The following is an 18,009-nucleotide window of genomic DNA, read 5'->3' on the forward strand; positions in this document are numbered from 1 at the left end:
GTCGACGGGTGCCGCCCGTGATGCTTCGACCTGTGCAGATGACCGAGTACGCCGGCCGCGACGGCCTCAGGGAGATGCAGGAACTCACCCAGCGGGTCTGGAGCCCGGCGTCCCGGCTCCACATCGGCGACCTGGCCTGGGAGCGGAGTGCCAACCTGGCGCGGGCTGCCGGCTGGCGTACAGCGGTCTGGCGTGACGGGGGAACGAGCGACGACGCGGGGCAGGTCGTCGCGTGGGGCTGGCTGACGCAGCCAGGGGACCTGCTGATGGCGGTCGCCCCGGACCGGCCCGAGCTCGCCGAGGCGGTCGTGGACTGGTTCCGGGACGCCGCCGAGGGGCCGGAGTTGACGGTCGGGGTCCTGGAGACCGAGCAGCAGTTGCTGGACGTGCTGGTGGCGGCCGGGTTCCGCCGGGACGACGCGGCGCCGTACTACACCCACCACTGGATCTCGCTGGACGCACTGGACGAGCCGGTCGTGCCGGCTGGGCTCACCTTGCGCCACGTGCGGGCGGACGAGGTGGCGAGGCGCGCTGCGGTGCACCGGGCGTCCTGGTCGGACCTGGCGCCGTCCAAGATGAGTGAGGAAGCGATGGCCGCGGTGATGTCGACCTGGCCCTACCGGGCCGAGCTGGACTGGGTGGTGGAGAACGAGGCGGGCGAGTTCGTCGCCTCGGCGCTCATCTGGCTGGACGAGCAGCACCAGGTCGGGCTGGTGGAGCCGGTGGGCGTTGCCACGGCGTACCGGCGACGGGGGCTCGGTCAGGCGGTCAACCTGGCCGCGCTGCACGCGTTGCGTGAAGCAGGTGGGACGAGGGCGGTGGTGTGCCCGCGAGGTGACGACGGGTACCCGAAGGCGCGGGCGCTCTACCAGAGCATCGGCTTCCGGCCCGGCTCACGCACTCTGCACCTGCTGCTTGGTTAGAGCCGCCGTCAGGGCGACGGGGATCAGCAGCAGCCCGCAGAGTACGGCCAGCCAGTGGAAGCCGAGGCCGGCCAGGATCGGGCCGGCCGCCGTACCGGCGATGGAGGCGAACGCGCCCATCGTCAGGTCGGAGAGGCCCTGCGCCGACGTACGGATGTCGGCAGGTACCGCGTTGGACAGCAGCGTGGAGCCCGCGACGAGGCAGGCTGACCAGCCGAGGCCCAGGAGGACCAGGGCGAGTGCGGTGAGGCCGTGCGCTTCGTCGGGGGCTACCGCGGCGACGGTCATCGCAACAGCCAGTACGGCGAGGCCGATGCCGATGGTGGGGATGCGGCCGAGGCGGTCGGCCAGCCAGCCCATCACCGGCGACAGGGCGTACATGCCGGCCACGTGACCGCTGATGACGAAGCCGACGATCGTCAGCGAGGCACCGTGGTGGCGCAGGTGGACCGACGTCATCGACATCACGCCGACCATCACCGAGTGCGCGGTGGCGATCGCCAGCAGGCCGAGCCGGGCGTCCGGGATCGCGACCACCCGGCGGAAGGTCGTGGCCAGCGGTTGGCGCTCGACCTTCGTGCGGGGCGTCGACTGCTGCAGCCGGCGCAGGCCGAACCAGACCGTCGACAGGCTGAGCGCGAACGCGACCACCGAGAACAGGTAGGGCCCGGCGAGCGCCAGTACGCCGACCGACGTACCGAGTGAGCCGCCGAGGCCGGTCAGGTTGGGGCCGACCACGACGCCGATGGTGGTCGCCCAGACCACGACGGACAAGGACCGGGCGAGGTACTTGGGGTCGGCCGCGTCGGTCGCGGCGTACCGGGACTGGAGGTTGGCGGCCGACCCGCTGCCGAACAGGCAGCCGGCCAGCAGCAGGAGGAGCAGCGAATCGATCTGGGCGGCGACGATGCTCAGCGCCGCGCCGACGGTCGCGATCAGGTAGCCGGTGGCCAGCGAAACGCGGCGGCCGTGGGTGCGGGCCAGACCGGCCAGCGGTACGGCGAGGATCGCCGCGCCCAGCGTGGTGGACGTGGCGACCAGTCCGGCCATCGAAGTCGAGCCGGAGATGTTCTCGGCGAGCAGGCCGGCCACCGCGAAGCCGCTGGCCACGGCGACGCCGCCGACGACGTTGCTGACCACCAGGACCCGGAGCGTCCTGCGCTGGAGACCCTGAGCGGTCACGTCCTGGGGGCGAGCGTCGGCGGTCACGCCTCAGCCTCTCACCCGGAAGGTTGTCGCGGCAGGGGATTTCGCGTGCCGCCGCATTGCACGATTGTGCTCACACATGGCATTTGCGTGCAGTTCAGAGCGTGGACCGGCCCTGTTCCGGGCCTGCCGCAGGCTTGTAGGGTCAATTCTGCAAGCTTCTTGCCGAACCATTCTTCGAGAGACCTCCTGGAGTCCGGATGCCCGACATCGCGATCGTCCCCGCACCGCGTGAGCTCGTCGTCGACGACGGCTCCTGGATCACCGCCGACCCGGCCGCCGAAGCGGTCCGGTCCGTGGTCGAGAACCTCGGCGAGACCGAGTACCGGATCGACGTCACCGCCGACGGCGCGCGGCTGTCGGCCGGCTCCGAGGACGCCTTGCGCTGGGCGGAGTCGACGTACCAGCAGCTGCTCGACGCCGCCGAGCCGGCCGACGGCGGCCAGGTCGCGGTCCCCGCGGTCCGGATCGCCGACGCGCCGCGGTTCGGCTGGCGCGGGATGATGCTCGACGTCTCGCGGCACTTCATGCCGAAGGACTTCGTGCTCAAGGTCGTCGACGTGATCGCGCTGCACCGGATGAACGTGCTGCACCTGCACCTGACCGACGACCAGGGCTGGCGGGTCGAGATCGAGGCCTACCCCAAGCTCACCGAGGTCGGCGGCTGGCGGCCGGAGTCGATGGTCGGCAAGATGTCGCACGGCCAGACCGAGTTCAGCTACGACGGTCAGCGGCACGGCGGTTTCTACACCAAGGACGACCTGCGCGAGATCGTCGCGTACGCCGCCGAGCGCGGCATCACGATCGTCCCGGAGATCGACCTGCCCGGCCACATGCAGGCCGCGATCGCGGCGTACCCGGAGCTCGGCAACAACCCCGACACCCAGCTCGGCGTCCGGCAGGTCTGGGGCATTAGCGACGACGTGCTGAACGTCAACGACGCGACCGTCGAGTTCGTGAAGACCGTGCTGCGGGAGGTGCTCGACATCTTCCCCAGCCCGTACATCCACCTCGGTGGCGACGAGTGCCCGGACGTGCAGTGGCGCGAGTCGGACGCGGCCCAGAAGCGGCAGGCCGAGCTCGGCCTCACCGACGCCAGCCAGCTGCAGGGCTGGTTCACCGCGCAGGTCGCCGAGGTCCTGATCGAGCAGGGCCGCCGGCTGGTCGGCTGGGACGAGATGGTCGAGACCGACTGCCCGAAGGACGCCGTCATCATGGCCTGGCGCAGCGCCGAGCGCGGTGAGGTCGCCGCCAAGGCCGGCCACGACGTGGTGATGTCGCCGTGCGAGTCGGTCTACCTCGACTACTACCAGGGCGACCCGGAGACCGAGCCGCTGGCGATCGGCGGCTTCATCCCGCTGGAGAAGGTCTACGACTTCGAGGTCGTCCCGCCGAGCCTGACCGAGGAGGAGCAGGCCCGCATCATCGGCACCCAGGCCAACGTCTGGACCGAGTACATGGAAGGCCCCGACCAGGTCGGCTACATGCTGCTCCCGCGCCTGTCCGCCGTCGCCGAGCGCGCCTGGGGCTCGCCCAAGACGTCGTACGACGAGTTCCTCGGCCGCCTCCGCCCGCACCTGCGACGCCTCGAGGTCCTCGGCCTGAACTACCGCCCGCTGGACTGACCGGACTCGCCGGTGGAGCAGCACGCTCCACCGGCGAGCGGCGTCAGAAGACCTTGAGGCCGTACTGGTTGAGCACGGCCTGTACCGGCTCGTAGAAGGTGCGGTCGTCGCTCACGCTGCTGTCGCACGCCCTGTTGGTGGTGCTCCCGGAGGTGATGCCCAGGGCGGTCGTACCGCTGAACAGGGGACCGCCGCTGTCGCCGCTCTGGGCGCACAGGGACGTCTTGATCATGTAGTCGAGCCTCGTCCCGTCCTGGTAGGTGACGGTCGTGCTCGGCAGCAGCACTGTTCCGACAAGGTCCTTGCTGATCGTTCCCACCCGCTTGACCGGCTCCCCGTCCGAGACGTAGCGGGAGCCGGTGATCTGGTGATGCGCGCTGTCGTAGAAGACGGTCCCGTACGCCACCACGCCCGGGCCGGTGTAGTCGATGACCGCGTAGTCGCTCGGCCCGAACTGCCAACGACTGGTGGCCACACCGAGCAGCGCGTTGCCGGTGCGCTTGCGCCAGGTCCGGTAGCCGCCGGTCACGCAGTGCCCGGCGGTGAGGAAGAACTTGTCGCCGTCGCTGTTCTGGACGTTGAACGCGGCGGTGCAGACCCTCCCGGAGGAGCTGATGCCGACGCCGCCGGGCATGTCGACGGTCGCCTTGAGCGTGCCCGGAAGCTTCTCGATCTGTACGGCGTCGCCACGCTTCGCGGCGATCGCCTCGATCCGGGCCCGGTCGGCGGCCGAGACGCCGTCGTAGACCTCGACCGACACCCGGTTGGTGCTCGGGTCGACGCCCCAGGAGGTGTTGGGGATGGCGGGCAGTTGGTCGAGCTCGGTCTGGACCGCGCTCAGCGCTGCAGTGCTGTACTTGACGACCTGCGGGGTCCCGCCTGCTCGTAGTACGGCGTCTGCTGTGGCTTCATCGATGACTGCGACGACCAGGCGGCCGCTGTCGTCGTAGTAAGCGCCGCCAGTGCGGTCGGCGCCGAGGTCGGTGGCCAACTTCGAGGCCAGAACAGGATCGGTCAGTGCCGCTGGAACGGAGACAGCCGGTCCGGCCGACTGAACCAGCAGCCAACCGATCAGCAAGCTGCCAACCCCCAGAACCGCCCCGGCATGACGAACAGGACTACTACGCATCTGCACTCCTCGCTAGACGAGTCCCAACCCTCGCCAGCCGAGATGTACGCCGGGTGGACCTGCCTGAGCAGGCACTGAGCAGGTCTCTGCTCAGCGTCCTTCACCTGTCGTTTCTTGACTCCTCGGATACTGATGGGATAACCAAAAGTGTTCCCGGCGGTGAGCAGGGGTAGACCGGCTGGGTGCTTGCGGCGACGATGAGGCGTCGACAGCCGGGCCGGGAGGACAGATGACCGCGGTAGGGCCGCTGGATGCGATGTTCCTGCTCGGGGAGACGCGTGAGCAGGCCATGCATGTCGGTGGGGTGATGCTGTTCGAGCTGCCGGAGGACGCTGGGCGGGATCAGGTGTTCCCCGACGGTGGGCGTGAGTTCCTGTCGCGGCTGTACCAGGAGATGGTCGGCGCGCGAACGGTCGATCCGGTGTTCACGCGGCGGGTGCGCCGCCGGGCGGTCGACCTGGGCTACTGGTCGTGGGAGCCGGACGGGGAGATCGATCTCGAGTACCACGTGCGGTTGTCGGCGTTGGCTCGGCCGGGGCGTTACCGGGAGTTGTTCGAGCTGACCTCGCGGTTGCACGGAACGTTGCTGGACCGGCATCGGCCGTTGTGGGAAATGCATTTGATCGAAGGCGTCGAGGGGCACCGGTTCGCGATCTACAGCAAGATTCATCACGCGATGCTGGACGGCGTGAGTGCGCTGCGGTTTCTGCAGGAAACGCTCACCACCGATCCCGACCGCACGAACATGCCGGCGCCGTACTCGGTGCGGACGAAAAGCGCGGTGGAAACGCCGCCGCTCGGTTCTTTGGTGCGGGTCGTGCCCGACCTGCTCGGATTGTCGCCGGTGGCCTTGAAGAGTGCGGTCCGGGCGTTGCTGATGGAGCATTCTTCGGTCGCGTTCCAGGCGCCGCGGACGATCTTCAACCAGTCGATCACGGGGGCCCGGAGATTCGCCGCGCAGTCGTGGCCGATGGAACGGCTGGAGAAGGTCCGCGCGATCACCGGCGCGACCTTGAACGACGTGATGCTGGCCATGTGCGGCGGCGCGCTGCGGACCTACCTGCTCGAGCAGAACGCCCTTCCGGACAAGGGATTGACGGCGATGGTGCCCGTCTCGTTGCGCGGGCTCGAAGGCCAGGGGCCCGGCGGCGGCAACTCGCTCGCGACGCTGATCGCCGACCTCGCCACCGACGAGCGCGATCCGGAACGCCGGATCCGCCGCGTGATGGACTCGACCAGCTACGGCAAGACGATGCTCTCGCAGCTGAGTCCACTGCAGAACCTGATGATCGGCGCCCTAGGCCTCGGCGTGGCCGGGCCGGCCGCGGTCCTGCCCGGGCTGGCGGGGCGCACGCCACCGCCGTACAACGTGGTGATCTCGAACATCCCCGGCCCGGTCGAGAGTCCCCTGTACTGGAACCGTTCGCGCCTGCTCGGCATGTATCCGGCGTCGATCGTGCTGAACGGCCAGGCCCTCAACATCAGCGTCACCAGCTACGACCACCAGCTGCACTTCGGCCTCACCGGCTGCCGCCGTACCGTCCCGCACCTGCAGAGACTCCTCGGTCATCTCGAGGACTCCCTGCAGGACCTGGAACGCCTTTAGGCGCCTAGGGCAACTAAAGCCTGACGATCCCGTTCGGCGTCTGGAAGACCGCGGCGTTCAGGCCGGGCTGGCCGTTCGGCCCCACCCAGGCGACGTCGAGGTCGTCGAGCAGGTGGTCGGCCGGGTGGCCGATCCAGTCGGTGACCCGCGAGGGGTCGCCGGCGATCTCGAGGGCGGTGAGCTTGATGCCCTTGCCGCCGACCGACGGGTGCTGGCCGAGGTCGTCCCAGTGGATGAAGAACGGCAGCTGCGGGTCGGCCATCAGACCCTTCACGCCGATCTGCCGCCAGGTGATGTTCTGGCCGTCGGGCCGGTGCCGGTTGCCCGGTACGGCGTCGCGGCCGAGCCGCTTCTCCATCCGTTCCATGTCGCGGACCGCGACCACCCAGCCGAGCCAGCCGCCGCCGAGCTGCTTGCGTGCCCGGACCGCCTGACCGAACGGCGCCTTGTCCGACGCCGGGTGGTCGAGCACGTCGACGACCTCGATGTAGCGGTCGTTCTCCAGCGGGAGAATGTGGTTGACCGTCCCGAACCGCGGGTGCACGCCACCGTCGACGAAGTCCGCCCCCAGCAGCGTGGACAGCCGCTCGACGGTGGCACGGTACCCGTCCGGTCCGGCCGCGTACGACAGATGATCCAAGCGCATGCCAGTCATTCTGGGCCCATCCGCGAATCCGCGCGGATCCGGGGTGTCGCAGCAAAGGGCACCCTTACCTGCGGCAACGCCACCGGGCAGGGCAGGCTCGGGGCATGCGAACAGTCGTCGTCGGAGGCACCGGCCACATCGGCACCTACCTCGTCCCCGGCCTGGTCCGGGCCGGTCACGAGGTCGTCGTCCTGACCCGCGGCACCAGTACGCCGTACAGCTCGAGCGGCGAGTGGAGCCAGGTCGAGCTGGTCCAGGTCGACCGCGCCGCGGAAGATGCCGCGGGCACCTTCGGGCAACGGGTCGCCGGCCTGAACGCCGACGTCGTGGTCGACCTGATCTGCTTCACCGAGGACAGCGCCCGGCAGCTCGCCGAGGCTCTCACCGGAAACATCCAGCACCTGCTGCACTGCGGCACGATCTGGGTCCACGGCCCGAGCGCCAGTGTCCCGACCCGCGAGGACACGCCCCGCAAACCCTTCGGGGACTACGGAGTCCAGAAGGCCGCGATCGAGACCTACCTGCTCGACCAGGCCCGCCGCCACGGCCTGCCGGTCACGCTGATCCACCCCGGCCACATCAGCGGCCCGGGCTGGGCGCCGGTCAACCCGGCCGGCCACCTCGACGTCGCCGTCTTCGAGAAGCTTGCCCAGGGCGCCGAACTGACCCTGCCCAACCTGGGCCTGGAGACCGTGCAGCACGTGCACGCCGCCGACGTCGCCGGGATCTTCCTGGCCGCGATCGCGAACCGCTCGGTCGCGGTCGGCGAGAGTTTCCACGCGGTCGCCGAGGGCGCGCTGACGCTGCGCGGGTACGCCGAAGCCGTCGCTGCCCACTTCGGCCAGGAAGCCAATCTGAGCTACCAGCCGTTCGAGCAGTGGAAGGCCACGGTCGACGAGCGCAGCGCGCAGACGACGTACGACCACATCGCGCACAGCCCGCACTGCTCGATGGAGAAGGCCGCGAGGCTGCTCGGTTTCCGCCCGCGCTACTCCGCGCTGGAGACCACGTTCGAGGCGATCGACTGGCTGGTCGCCAACGAGAAGGTCACTTGGACGCGGGGTGCTGGAGCAGCGGCCGGGCCGCGTCCAGGTGCTGACGGCACAGATCGGCCAGTACGTCGTACGCCTTGAGGCCCATCAGCGTCTGCAGCTCGACCTTGCTCGACTCGAAGACCGCCTCGACGCCGACGTGGGCCTCGGTGTTGCCGGTGCAGTACCAGTCCAGGTCGTGCCCACCCGCACCCCAGCCGCGCCGGTCGTACTCACCGATCCCGACCTCCGTGTACGACGTACCGTCCGGCCGCTCGACCTCGCGGAACGTACGCCGGAGCGGCAGCTGCCAGCACACGTCCGGCTTGGTCTCGACGAAGTGCACGCCCTGCTTGAGCGCCAGCCCGTGCAGCGCGCAGCCGGCGCCGCCCTCGAAGCCCGGCCGGTTCAGGAAGATGCAGGCGCCGTCCCAGACCCGGGTCTTGCGGTCGCCGTCGTCGTCGGTCTCGACCCAGCCGTTGGCCTTGCCCTCCTTGCGGAACTGCCAGTCCTCTTTACCGAGCTGCTTGACGTAGCCCTTCACGCGCTTCTCGTCGTCGTCGTCGGAGAAGTGCGCGCCGAGCGTGCAGCAGCCGTCGTTCGGGCGGCCCTTGTAGATGCCGTTGCAGCCGCCGCCGAAGATGCAGGTCCAGTTGGACGTCAGCCAGGTCAGGTCGCAGCGGAAGATCTGGTCGGCGTCGTCGGGGTCGACGAACTCGACGAAGGCACGGGGGAAATCGAGAGAAACCTCAGGCACCCGAAAAGCGTACGCGCACCGTCACCGATCTCCGGCATCCTGCCGCCGAACCGGGCCGTGCGTTCTGCCTGCCGGACGGTAGGTGACAGGTCAGATCCTCTTGAAGACCTCACCGGGTGGCACGTGGTCTGGACGAGTGTCCAGTAGCGTGAGGGGTATGCGGCTCGGCGTACTCGACGTAGGTTCCAACACCGTCCATCTCCTCGTGGTGGACGCGCACCGTGGTGCCGCGCCGTTGCCGGCGTACTCGCACAAGACCGAACTGCGGCTGGCGGAGCACCTGGAGAAGGACGGCAGCATCGACCGCGCCGGCGCCGAGCACCTGGTCTCCTTCGTCAAGGAGGCGGCCGAGCTGGCCGAGGACAAGGGCTGCGAGTCCGTGCTGGCCTTCGCCACCTCCGCGTTGCGCGAGGCGCCGAACGGTCTGTCCGTTCTGGAGCGGGTCCGCGCCGAGAGCGGCGTCGACCTTCAGGTGCTCAGCGGGCAGGACGAGGCGCGGCTGACCTTTCTCGCCGTCCGCCGGTGGTTCGGCTGGTCGTCGGGACGGCTGGCCGTGTTCGACATCGGCGGTGGGTCGCTGGAGATCGCGGCCGGGTCCGACGAGGAGCCGACGATCGCCGTGTCGGTGCCGCTCGGTGCCGGCCGGCTGACCCGCGAGGGCCTGCACGCGGACCCGCCGGACAAGGACGAGATCAGGTCCCTGCGCAAGCGGATCCGGGTCGAGATGGCGGCCGTGGCCGGCGACGTGCTGCGGGCGGGCAAGCCGCAGCGCGCGGTGGCGACCAGCAAGACGTTCAGGTCGCTGGCCCGGATCTGCGGTGCCGCGCCCTCCGACGACGGCCCGTACGTCGCCCGCTCGCTGCACCGCGACGACCTGACCGACTGGGTCCCGAAGCTGATCTCGATGACCGCGGCCGAGCGTGCCGACCTGCCCGGGGTCTCGATCGGCCGGTCCACCCAGCTGGTCGCGGGCGCGCTGGTGGCGGACGCGGTGATGGACCTGTTCGACGTGACCTCGCTCGAGGTCTGCCCGTGGGCCCTGCGTGAAGGCGTCATCCTGAACCGGCTCGACCAGCTGCAACCCCGATGAACTACCCCGAAGGCACCTACCGATGAGCACCCGCACGGCCGCGAAGATCGGCCTGTCCACCGCCTCCGTCTACCCCGAGTCGACCGCCAGCTGCTTCGAGCTGTCCGCGCGACTCGGGTACGACGGTGTCGAGGTGATGGTCGGGATCGACCCGCTGAGCACGCAGATCGACGCGATCAAGCGGCTCGTCGACTACCACCAGCTGCCGGTGCTCGCGATCCACGCGCCCTGCCTGCTGATCACGCAGCGGGTCTGGGGGACCGACCCGTGGGGCAAGCTCGAGCGGTCGGCCGAGGCGGCGAAGGATCTCGGCGCCGACGTGGTCGTCGTACATCCTCCGTTCCGCTGGCAGCGCGACTACGCGCGTGGATTCGTCGAGGGGATCGCGCGGCTGGAGCAGGAGAGCGGGATCGTGTTCGCGGTCGAGAACATGTACCCGTGGCGCGCGCCGGGCAAGGGCCTGCAGGCGTACGCGCCGAGCTGGGACCCGACCGAGCAGACGTACGCGCACACCACGCTCGACCTCTCGCACTCGTCGACGGCGGAGCAGGACTGCGTCGAGCTGGCGGCGACGATGGGCAGCACGCTGAAGCACGTCCACCTCACGGACGGCACAGGGTCCGCGAAGGACGAGCACCTGGTACCGGGCCGCGGCACCCAGCGCGCGGCGGATCTCCTGCAGGGCCTGGCGAACCAGGACTTCCGCGGGCACATCATCGTCGAGATCAACACCCGCCGCGCCTCGACGCGGTCGGAGCGCGAGGTCGACCTGATCGAGTCGCTGGACTTCACCCGCAAGCACTTCGTCCCGACCCCCACCCCTCGCCACTCCGGCTTCGCCGTCACCCCGGACGGCGAGGTCTCGGAACTCACCCCGTGACGGGTTCCGTTTCTCCCTCCGACGGGGCCGGGTCCGAGCGCTGCCGGGAGGGGGCGTCGACCTGGTGGACCGGGCACGCGGGGAGAGATTCTCGCCGCCGCCCGGGAGTCCTTTGCCGGTAACGGCTTCTCCGGTACGTCGATGCGTGGTGTCACCTCGCGACCGGCTCGGTGACCGGCCTGCTCGGCCCGTCCGGCTGCGGCAAGACCACCCTGATCCGCGCGATCGTCGGCCTGCAGGCCAAGGTCACCGGCGACGTCCAGGTCCTCGGCCTGCCCGCTGGTGCCCCGAAGCTGCGCGGCCGGATCGGCTACGTCACGCAAGAACCCAGCGTGTACGGCGACCTGACGGTGACCGAGAACCTCCGCTTCTTCGCCGCCGTACTCGGTGTCCCCGCCGACGACGTGGCCCGCGTGATCGACGCGGTCGACCTCGGCTCCCACGCCGGCATGCGGGTCGACCTGCTCGCCGACGACACCCCCGACGCGCTGCTCGCCGCGGCGGGGACCGCCGACATCGAGCAGGCCTTCCTCACCTTGATCGACCGGAAGCAGGTGCTCGATGAAGATCGCCGACGGCTCGATCGCTGCGCTCCCCGCCGGGTCGCGTTCGACCTCGTTCGACCGGAACGCTGATCTCCGATGACGCCCCGGGTCACCTTCGCCGTCGCCGCGCGCGTACTGGCTCAGCTCCGCCGCGACCACCGTACGGTCGCCATGCTCGTCGTGCTCCCGACGTTGCTGGTCAGCCTGATGTGGTGGATGTTCACCGACTCGCCGTCCACCTTCGACCGGGTCGGCGGCCCGCTGCTCGCGGTCTTCCCGGCGGTCGTCATGTTCATCGTGACCTCGGTCGCGACGCTGCGGGAACGCTCGACCGGCACGCTCGCGCGGTTGTTCACGATGCCGATGGGCAAGCTCGACTTCCTGCTCGGCTACGCGCTCGCGTTCGCCTTGATCGCGGTGGTCCAGGCCGCCGTGGTCGTCTCGATCTCCTTGGTCGCGCTCGATCTCGACGTCCGCGGTGCCGCCTGGCAGCTCGGCGTGGTCGCTGTGCTGGACGGGGTTCTCGGTACGGCGCTGGGCCTGTTCGCCAGCGCGTTCGCGGCGACCGAGTTCCAGGCGGTGCAGATGATGCCCGCGGTGATGATCCCGCAGATCCTCCTGTGCGGGCTACTGGTCCCGCGCGACCAGCTGCCCGGTGTGCTGCACGCGGTGAGCGACGTCCTGCCGTTGTCGTACGCCGTCGACGCGGTCGCCGGCGTTGCCGCGGGCAACGGGTTCGGCGCTGGGGCGGGCGTGGACGCGCTGGTGGTGACGGCGTTCATCCTGGCCGCTCTGGCGCTCGGCGCGGCGACGCTTCGGCGCCGTACGGCCTGAGTGTTTCGGGGGATGCGCCGCCGGCGAGGGAGTATGGGGGTATGCGCATCTTCAAGCGGCGGCGGTCGGTGGATCCGATCGGGGAGTTCTGGGGCTGGTGGAACGACACCGGCGCCCGGCAGGTTGCCGACGCGATCGCGCGGAAGGACCCGTCGTCGACGTCCGCCGTACTGGCCGAGCACGTCAACGCGATCCACGGCGGGCTCGACTGGGAGCTCGGCCCGGGTCTGCACGCCAAGCACACGCTCGTCGTCACCGCCGCCGGCGACCCGGCGACGCGCGCAGTCGCTCGCCGGTGGTTGCGCGCCGCGCCGCCGTCGGACCAGCTCTGGGAGTACGCCGATCTCCGGCGTCCCTCGCCGGAGGTGACGATCCAGTTCGAGGGGATGCCGCCGGTCGTGTCGGACGACGCGCTGGTGGCGATCGACCCGGACGAGCGTGCCGCGGCCGTGCACGTCGGCGTACACCATCCTGTTTTTCCGCAGCTGTCCGAGGACGCCCGGCGCCGGATCACCTTCCTGCTGCTCGACCTGTCGCTCGGCGAGGAGATGACCGAGACCTGGATCGGCGCCGTCGAGACGCTGATCGACCGCCCGGCCGAGGGGCGGCCGATCAGTGAGTTGCTGCCGACCGTCGCCAAGTTCGCCGCCGGGTTCACCACCGAGGACGGCGATCCGACCTGGCGCCTGCTGGAAGGCGTGATCGACGGCCAGCGCCTGATCGCGACCACCGAGGTGCCGCTGCGCTCGATCCGCCTGCCGCACCTGGACACCCACGTCGGCGTCACGATCGAGTACCCGGCGGGCCGCGAGGACGGCCTGCCCGACGCCGAGATGCTCGATCAACTGCGAGACCTCGAGGACCACCTCACCAACCGTCTCGGCGACTCCGGCCGCCTGCTCGCCCACGAGACGATCGCAGGAGCCCGCACACTGCACTACTACGTCGACGGCAGCACGCCCGCTCCCGCCCAACTGCAGGCCGCCACCACCGGCTGGCCGCACGGCGAGGTCTCGCTGAGGACGACCCAGGACCCCGGCTGGCACAACCTCGCCCACCTGGGCAGCTGAATCGCTTGTTCCAGGCCCGGTGGATCCGCCAAGCTGAGGGCCGGACCACTCGGACCACTGGTGTGGTCCTGGCCACACGATTAGGGGCGGTCCGGTCCAGGCGCGTAGCCTGCTGACACCCCTGGCATACGGGGCCAGGGGGCGATGAGGAGGAACACGAGTGCTTCGGCGAGTCCTGCTGGGCGTGTCCCGCAGTCCCCAGATCAAGAAGGCTGTCTCGTCGTTGCCGGTCTCCAGCGGCATCGTCGCCCGGTTCGTCGCCGGTGAGTCCGCTCCGGAGGCCGTGCTGGCCACCGAGAAGCTGGTCAGCAACGGTTTGAACGTGACGCTCGACCACCTCGGTGAGGACACCACCGACCTGGCCGCGGCGACCGCCACCGCCGACGCGTACCTGGAGATCCTCAAGCAGCTGGGCGAGGCCGGGCTGACCCAGAACGCCGAGGTCTCGGTGAAGCTGTCCGCGGTCGGCCAGGCGCTGCCCGGCGACGGCGAGAAGATCGCGCTCGAGAACGCCCGGACCATCTGCCTGGCCGCGCGCAACGCCGGTACGACGGTGACGCTCGACATGGAGGACCACACCACCACGGACTCGACGCTGGGCATCCTGCGCGAGCTGCGGCAGGACTTCCCCGAGACCGGCGCCGTGCTGCAGGCCTACCTGCGCCGTACCGAGGGCGACTGCGTCGACCTGGCCCACGCCGGGTCCCGCGTCCGTTTGTGCAAGGGCGCGTACAAGGAGCCCGAGTCGGTCGCGTTCCAGAACAAGCAGGCCGTCGACAAGGCCTACGTCCGGGCCCTGAAGGTCCTGATGAACGGCGACGGCTACCCGATGGTCGCCTCGCACGACCCGCGCCTGATCGCGATCGCCGGCTCGCTGGCCGACCGCGCCAACCGCTCCGCGAGCACCTACGAGTACCAGATGCTCTACGGCATCCGCCCCGACGAGCAGCGCCGCCTGGCCCGCGAGGGCAACACCGTGCGCGTCTACATCCCGTACGGCGCCGACTGGTACGGCTACCTGGTCCGCCGCCTGGCCGAGCGCCCGGCGAACCTGCAGTTCTTCGCCCGGTCGCTGATCAGCAAGAAGTAGTCGCGCACCGAACGGGCCGACGGCCGGGCCGGATCCCCCGCAGGATCCCGGCCCGGCCGTCGGCGTTCAGGTGAGCGTCTTCGCTCAGGTGTAGATCCGGGTCTCGGCGTGGTCGTACAGCGGGAGCCTGGTGGTGCCGGCCGGGCAGTTCGCGCGGGACCGGTTGGTCAGCTCGAGGGTGTGGTAGCGCCACGGCCCGTAGTGCCAGGTGCTGTTGCTGCACCTGACGACGGCCCGGTACTGGTTGCCGGTCGCCCGCGTGTAGCAGCTGACGGTGAAGAAGGTCGGCCCAGCGTTGCGTTGGACGCAGTCGGGGGCGGCGGCGAGCGGCGTCCTACCGGCCGCGAGGGACACTGCGGCGGGCTCGGGGGACGGTGCGGCGGACGCGGCGGGGGCGGTCACGGTCAGGGCGGCGCCGGCGAGTCCGGCGACGACGAGCGAGGCACGGAGTCTGGTGTTCATGCGGTTCCTCTCAGAGGGCCGAAGGGTCGATGTGCGGTCACTGGGTGCGGAACTGCATGGCCCACAACTGGGCGAGGCCACCGGCCGGGCAGTTGATCCGGGAGACGGTGCTCAGGTCAGCGGTCTGGTTGCGCCACGGACCGAAACGCAGGCCGCTGTTCGTGCAGTCGACCACCGCCCGGTACTGGTTGCCCTCCGCCCGGCGGTAGCAGCTGGCCGAGTGGTAGTTCTGCCCGAGGACGCGAACACACCGGGTCGCCACCTCGGCGTCGGTGAGCGTGATGATCGCCGGCTCGGCGGCGGCCGAACCGGTCGGCTCCGGAGCGGCGGTCGCCGTGGGTGCGGCGACCGCGAGACCGGCCAGAGCGAGACCGCTGACGACGGCTAGTGACCTGACGCGCATGGTGGGGACTCCTTCGGAGAGCGGGTGGAGGTCCCGACCCTGCTGCCCGCGCATTGCCCGTGTCGCCGTTCTCGACCAAACTCGACCACTCGGCGTTCGCGGTGCTCCGGCCCGGACCGTGGTGGCGCCGAGGACGGGGGCTCGATGGGGCGAACGGGAACGACGGCACCGCCGGAGCCGACCGGCGTACGGACCGCGGACGAGCTGGTGCTCCGGCTGCGCGCGCTGCGCAGCTGGGCCGGCGTCTCGTACCACGAGATCCACCGCCGGGTGACGGCGTCGCGGCGGCGAAGGGGCGTCAACGAGCTGCCGGCGTACAACACGGTCTACCGCTGTCTGCAGCCCGGCCGGAGCCGGTTGGACGTCGAGCTGGTGGTGGACATCGCCGCGGCGCTGCTGGACGACGAGTCGCACGTCGCCGCCTGGCGGCAGGCGCACCAGGTGGTGGGCGGCCGGGCTGCCGACGCCGGCATCGTGACCGTCGCTGACAGCCTTCCCGCGGATCCCGACGGGTTCGTCGGGCGCGAGGCCGAGGTCGCCGAGGTGCTGGCCGCCTACCGGGCCGGCGCGACCACTGTGGTGATCGGCGGTATGGCCGGTGTCGGCAAGACCCAGTTGGCGCGCCACCTGGGACACCGATTGGTGGCAGCCGGGCACGGTACCGACCTCCAGCTCGCGGTGGACCTGCGCGGATTCGATCCGGCACGGCCACCTGCCGATCCGGAGGCCGTGCTGGAGGGGTTCCTGCGTCGCCTAGGGGTGCCGGGCAGTCAGGTGCTCGGTCTGGACCTGTCGAGCCGGATCCGCCGGTTCCGCCAGCTGGTGGCCGAGCGCAACGTTCTGGTGCTGCTCGACAACGCCGCCAGCGAGGATCAGCTGCACCCGTTGCTGGCGCCCGGCTGTCCGACCCTGGTGACGAGCCGCTACCAGCTCGACGGGGGGACGAACGCACGAGGGCTGGCGATCGGAGTGTTCAGCGAGTCCGAGTCGCTGCAGTTGCTCCGTCGTACGGCGGGATCGGCGGCGGTCGACGCGGACGAAGCCACCGCGCTGCGGATCGCCGAGCTGGTCGGCCACCTGCCACTGGCGCTGGCCGTCGTCGCCGGGCGCATCGACGACCTGCCTGGGTGGTCGCTGGCCGACCACCTCGAGAGGCTGACCGAGCACCGGGACCGGTTGCGGCTGGAGGACAGCGTCGGCCCGGCCCTCGCCTTGTCGTACGAGGCCCTGCCGCCGGAGCGCCGGTGGCTGCTCCGGGTGCTCGCGTTGCACCCGGGCCGGGACTTCGACGGGTACGCCGCCGCGGCCGCTGCCGGGCTGGACCGTGCGGAGGTCGAGCTGGAACTGGCTCAGCTGGTCCGGGCCAGCCTGATCCAGAGCAGCGAGCCGGGACGGTTCGGTCTGCACGACCTGGTCCGGTTGTTCGCGCACGACCGCTCCCGGGACGAGGACCGCGGTGCCGCGCGCCGGGACGCGCTGACGCGCTTCGTCGGGTTCTACGCTGCCGGCGTGCTCCGGGCGGGCGGGACCTACGCGCCGCACGAGGTGATCCAGTGGAACTTCGGGCAGCTGACCGACGCGGAACTGCCTCCGGTCGCAGGGCGGGACGAGGCCCGGTCCTGGTTCGACGCCGAGCGGGCGAACCTGGCCGCCGTGACCCGGGCGGCGGCCGAGGCCGGCCTGGCGGAACCGGTGACGGCGGTATCGACCGCGGCGCACTACTACCTGGACACCTCTGGCTCCTTCACCGAGGCCGAGGTGATCCATCGCCTGGCCGTGACCACCGCGCAGGACGACCGGGCCCGCAGCCTGGCGCTCAACAAGCTGGGCTGCGTGCACTGGCGCCTGGGCCGGTACGCCGAGGGGCGCGACTGCTACCAGCAGGCCCTGGAGCTGGTCCGCCGGATCGGCAACCGGGTCGGCATCGGCCTGTGCCTCGGAAACGTTGCCCTCGGCCACTACCGGCTGGGCCGCTACCAGGACTCCGTCGACTGCTACCGGCAGGCACTGGCGCTGCTCGACGACGAGGACGTCCTGTCCCCGAGCGCCAGCACGCACCGCGGCGGTCTGGGCTGGGGACTGCTCCGGCTGGGACTGGTCAACCAGGCGCTGACCGAGTTCGAGGTAGGACTGGCGAAGGCCCGACGACTCGGGGAGAACACCTGCGAGGAGGCCTACGCCCTGCTGAACCTCGGCGCGGGCCACGAGCGCCTCGGCGATCTGGAGCAGGCTTCGGCGTACGCCGAACGCTCGCTGACGCTGTCGCGCAAGGTGGAGTTCCGCAGCAACGAGGCCGACGGCCTCAACCTGCTCGGCCGCATCCGGCTGGCCCAGGGCGACGCCGACGCCGCGGTGCACCTGCACGCGGAGGCACTCGACGTGGTCCTGGAGATCGGCCACCGCTCACTCGCAGTGGAGGTCCGCAACGACCTCGGCACGGCGTTGACCAGCACCGCCCGCCTCGACGAGGCGACGGAGGCCCACACCCAGGCGATGGCGGACGCGGAAACCATGGACGACCGCTACGAACTAGCCCGCGCCTGGCGCGGCCTCGGGGATGTCCTCGCCTCCCGCGGCGACACCGCGGCCGCGCGCGACCGTCACACCCAGGCACGCAACCTGTTCACCGACTTGGAGACACCGGTCCGGTCGAACAACACCTGATGGTGTGACCCGAGCCGCAGTCTGCTGTTACAGATTTTCGAGAATTTG

The 18,009-nt window shown here is 70.4% G+C and carries 17 protein-coding genes; 11 read left to right on the top strand and 6 right to left on the bottom strand.

Going from position 1 to position 18,009, the window contains the following annotated elements; translation table 11 throughout:
- Nucleotides 1–38 precede the first annotated feature (38 nt).
- On the top strand, nucleotides 39–923 hold the full coding sequence (locus ACLQ2O_RS06690) for a GNAT family N-acetyltransferase (RefSeq protein ID WP_425829085.1): 885 nt from the start codon (nucleotides 39–41) through the stop codon (nucleotides 921–923).
- Here ACLQ2O_RS06690 and ACLQ2O_RS06695 read toward each other — a convergent pair.
- Nucleotides 894–2,132 (bottom strand): MFS transporter, encoded by a 1,239-nt coding sequence (locus ACLQ2O_RS06695; protein ID WP_425828281.1) that lies wholly within the window; start codon nucleotides 2,130–2,132, stop codon nucleotides 894–896. The two genes, ACLQ2O_RS06690 and ACLQ2O_RS06695, sit on opposite strands and share 30 nt — an antisense overlap.
- A 197-nt stretch (nucleotides 2,133–2,329) precedes the next feature.
- Between ACLQ2O_RS06695 and ACLQ2O_RS06700 the strand changes: the two genes are divergently transcribed.
- Nucleotides 2,330–3,754 carry a beta-N-acetylhexosaminidase gene (locus ACLQ2O_RS06700; RefSeq protein ID WP_425828283.1) on the top strand — a complete coding sequence of 475 codons (1,425 nt, stop codon included), beginning with the start codon at nucleotides 2,330–2,332 and terminating at the stop codon, nucleotides 3,752–3,754.
- Between the two features lie 43 nt (nucleotides 3,755–3,797).
- Here the strand turns inward: ACLQ2O_RS06700 and ACLQ2O_RS06705 are convergent, their stop codons facing one another.
- The gene (locus ACLQ2O_RS06705) at nucleotides 3,798–4,883 is read right to left on the bottom strand and encodes a S1 family peptidase (protein ID WP_425828285.1); all 1,086 of its coding nucleotides are present in this window, start codon (nucleotides 4,881–4,883) and stop codon (nucleotides 3,798–3,800) included.
- 229 nt (nucleotides 4,884–5,112) lie between these two features.
- On the opposite strand from ACLQ2O_RS06705, the gene ACLQ2O_RS06710 reads away from it, so the two are divergent.
- The gene (locus ACLQ2O_RS06710) at nucleotides 5,113–6,489 is read left to right on the top strand and encodes a WS/DGAT/MGAT family O-acyltransferase (RefSeq protein WP_425828287.1); all 1,377 of its coding nucleotides are present in this window, start codon (nucleotides 5,113–5,115) and stop codon (nucleotides 6,487–6,489) included.
- A 13-nt stretch (nucleotides 6,490–6,502) separates the two neighbouring features.
- Here ACLQ2O_RS06710 and ACLQ2O_RS06715 read toward each other — a convergent pair whose 3' ends face one another.
- Entirely contained in the window at nucleotides 6,503–7,135 is a 633-nt protein-coding gene (locus tag ACLQ2O_RS06715; RefSeq protein ID WP_425828289.1) for a VOC family protein, read from the bottom strand.
- A 104-nt stretch (nucleotides 7,136–7,239) separates the two neighbouring features.
- Between ACLQ2O_RS06715 and ACLQ2O_RS06720 the strand changes: the two genes are divergently transcribed.
- Complete coding sequence (locus tag ACLQ2O_RS06720) at nucleotides 7,240–8,268, top strand: NAD-dependent epimerase/dehydratase family protein (protein WP_425828291.1); 1,029 nt, start codon at nucleotides 7,240–7,242, stop codon at nucleotides 8,266–8,268.
- Here ACLQ2O_RS06720 and ACLQ2O_RS06725 read toward each other — a convergent pair.
- Nucleotides 8,183–8,923, bottom strand: coding sequence for a hypothetical protein (locus ACLQ2O_RS06725; RefSeq protein ID WP_425828293.1), 741 nt, complete (start codon nucleotides 8,921–8,923; stop codon nucleotides 8,183–8,185). The two genes, ACLQ2O_RS06720 and ACLQ2O_RS06725, sit on opposite strands and share 86 nt — an antisense overlap.
- Before the next feature lie 157 nt (nucleotides 8,924–9,080).
- Here ACLQ2O_RS06725 and ACLQ2O_RS06730 point away from each other — a divergent pair, with 157 nt between their 5' ends.
- The 6 genes from ACLQ2O_RS06730 (at nucleotide 9,081) to ACLQ2O_RS06755 (ending at nucleotide 14,432) form a co-directional block, all read left to right on the top strand.
- Nucleotides 9,081–10,013, top strand: coding sequence for a Ppx/GppA family phosphatase (locus tag ACLQ2O_RS06730; RefSeq protein ID WP_425828295.1), 933 nt, complete (start codon nucleotides 9,081–9,083; stop codon nucleotides 10,011–10,013).
- A gap of 22 nt (nucleotides 10,014–10,035) precedes the next feature.
- Nucleotides 10,036–10,893, top strand: coding sequence for a sugar phosphate isomerase/epimerase family protein (locus ACLQ2O_RS06735; protein ID WP_425828296.1), 858 nt, complete (start codon nucleotides 10,036–10,038; stop codon nucleotides 10,891–10,893).
- A 170-nt stretch (nucleotides 10,894–11,063) separates the two neighbouring features.
- Complete coding sequence (locus tag ACLQ2O_RS06740; RefSeq protein ID WP_425828298.1) at nucleotides 11,064–11,528, top strand: ATP-binding cassette domain-containing protein; 465 nt, start codon at nucleotides 11,064–11,066, stop codon at nucleotides 11,526–11,528.
- Nucleotides 11,529–11,534: 6 nt separating this feature from the next.
- Entirely contained in the window at nucleotides 11,535–12,272 is a 738-nt protein-coding gene (locus ACLQ2O_RS06745) for an ABC transporter permease (protein ID WP_425828300.1), read from the top strand.
- Nucleotides 12,273–12,313: 41 nt separating this feature from the next.
- Nucleotides 12,314–13,342, top strand: a complete 1,029-nt coding sequence (locus tag ACLQ2O_RS06750; RefSeq protein ID WP_425828302.1) for a DUF695 domain-containing protein — start codon at nucleotides 12,314–12,316, stop codon at nucleotides 13,340–13,342.
- Between the two features lie 160 nt (nucleotides 13,343–13,502).
- The gene (locus ACLQ2O_RS06755) at nucleotides 13,503–14,432 is read left to right on the top strand and encodes a proline dehydrogenase family protein (protein ID WP_425828304.1); all 930 of its coding nucleotides are present in this window, start codon (nucleotides 13,503–13,505) and stop codon (nucleotides 14,430–14,432) included.
- Nucleotides 14,433–14,516: 84 nt separating this feature from the next.
- Here ACLQ2O_RS06755 and ACLQ2O_RS06760 read toward each other — a convergent pair whose 3' ends face one another.
- On the bottom strand, nucleotides 14,517–14,894 hold the full coding sequence (locus ACLQ2O_RS06760; RefSeq protein ID WP_425828306.1) for a hypothetical protein: 378 nt from the start codon (nucleotides 14,892–14,894) through the stop codon (nucleotides 14,517–14,519).
- Nucleotides 14,895–14,931: 37 nt separating this feature from the next.
- Nucleotides 14,932–15,297: a hypothetical protein gene (locus tag ACLQ2O_RS06765; RefSeq protein WP_425828308.1), complete on the bottom strand. Its 366-nt coding sequence runs from the start codon at nucleotides 15,295–15,297 to the stop codon at nucleotides 14,932–14,934.
- 144 nt (nucleotides 15,298–15,441) lie between these two features.
- On the opposite strand from ACLQ2O_RS06765, the gene ACLQ2O_RS06770 reads away from it, so the two are divergent.
- A complete protein-coding gene (locus ACLQ2O_RS06770) occupies nucleotides 15,442–17,961 on the top strand; it encodes a tetratricopeptide repeat protein (protein ID WP_425828310.1) in 2,520 nt (839 codons plus the stop codon).
- Nucleotides 17,962–18,009: the final 48 nt, after the last annotated feature.

Origin of the sequence: Kribbella sp. DT2, assembly GCF_049844575.1 — a bacterium.
Lineage (GTDB): Bacteria > Actinomycetota > Actinomycetes > Propionibacteriales > Kribbellaceae > Kribbella.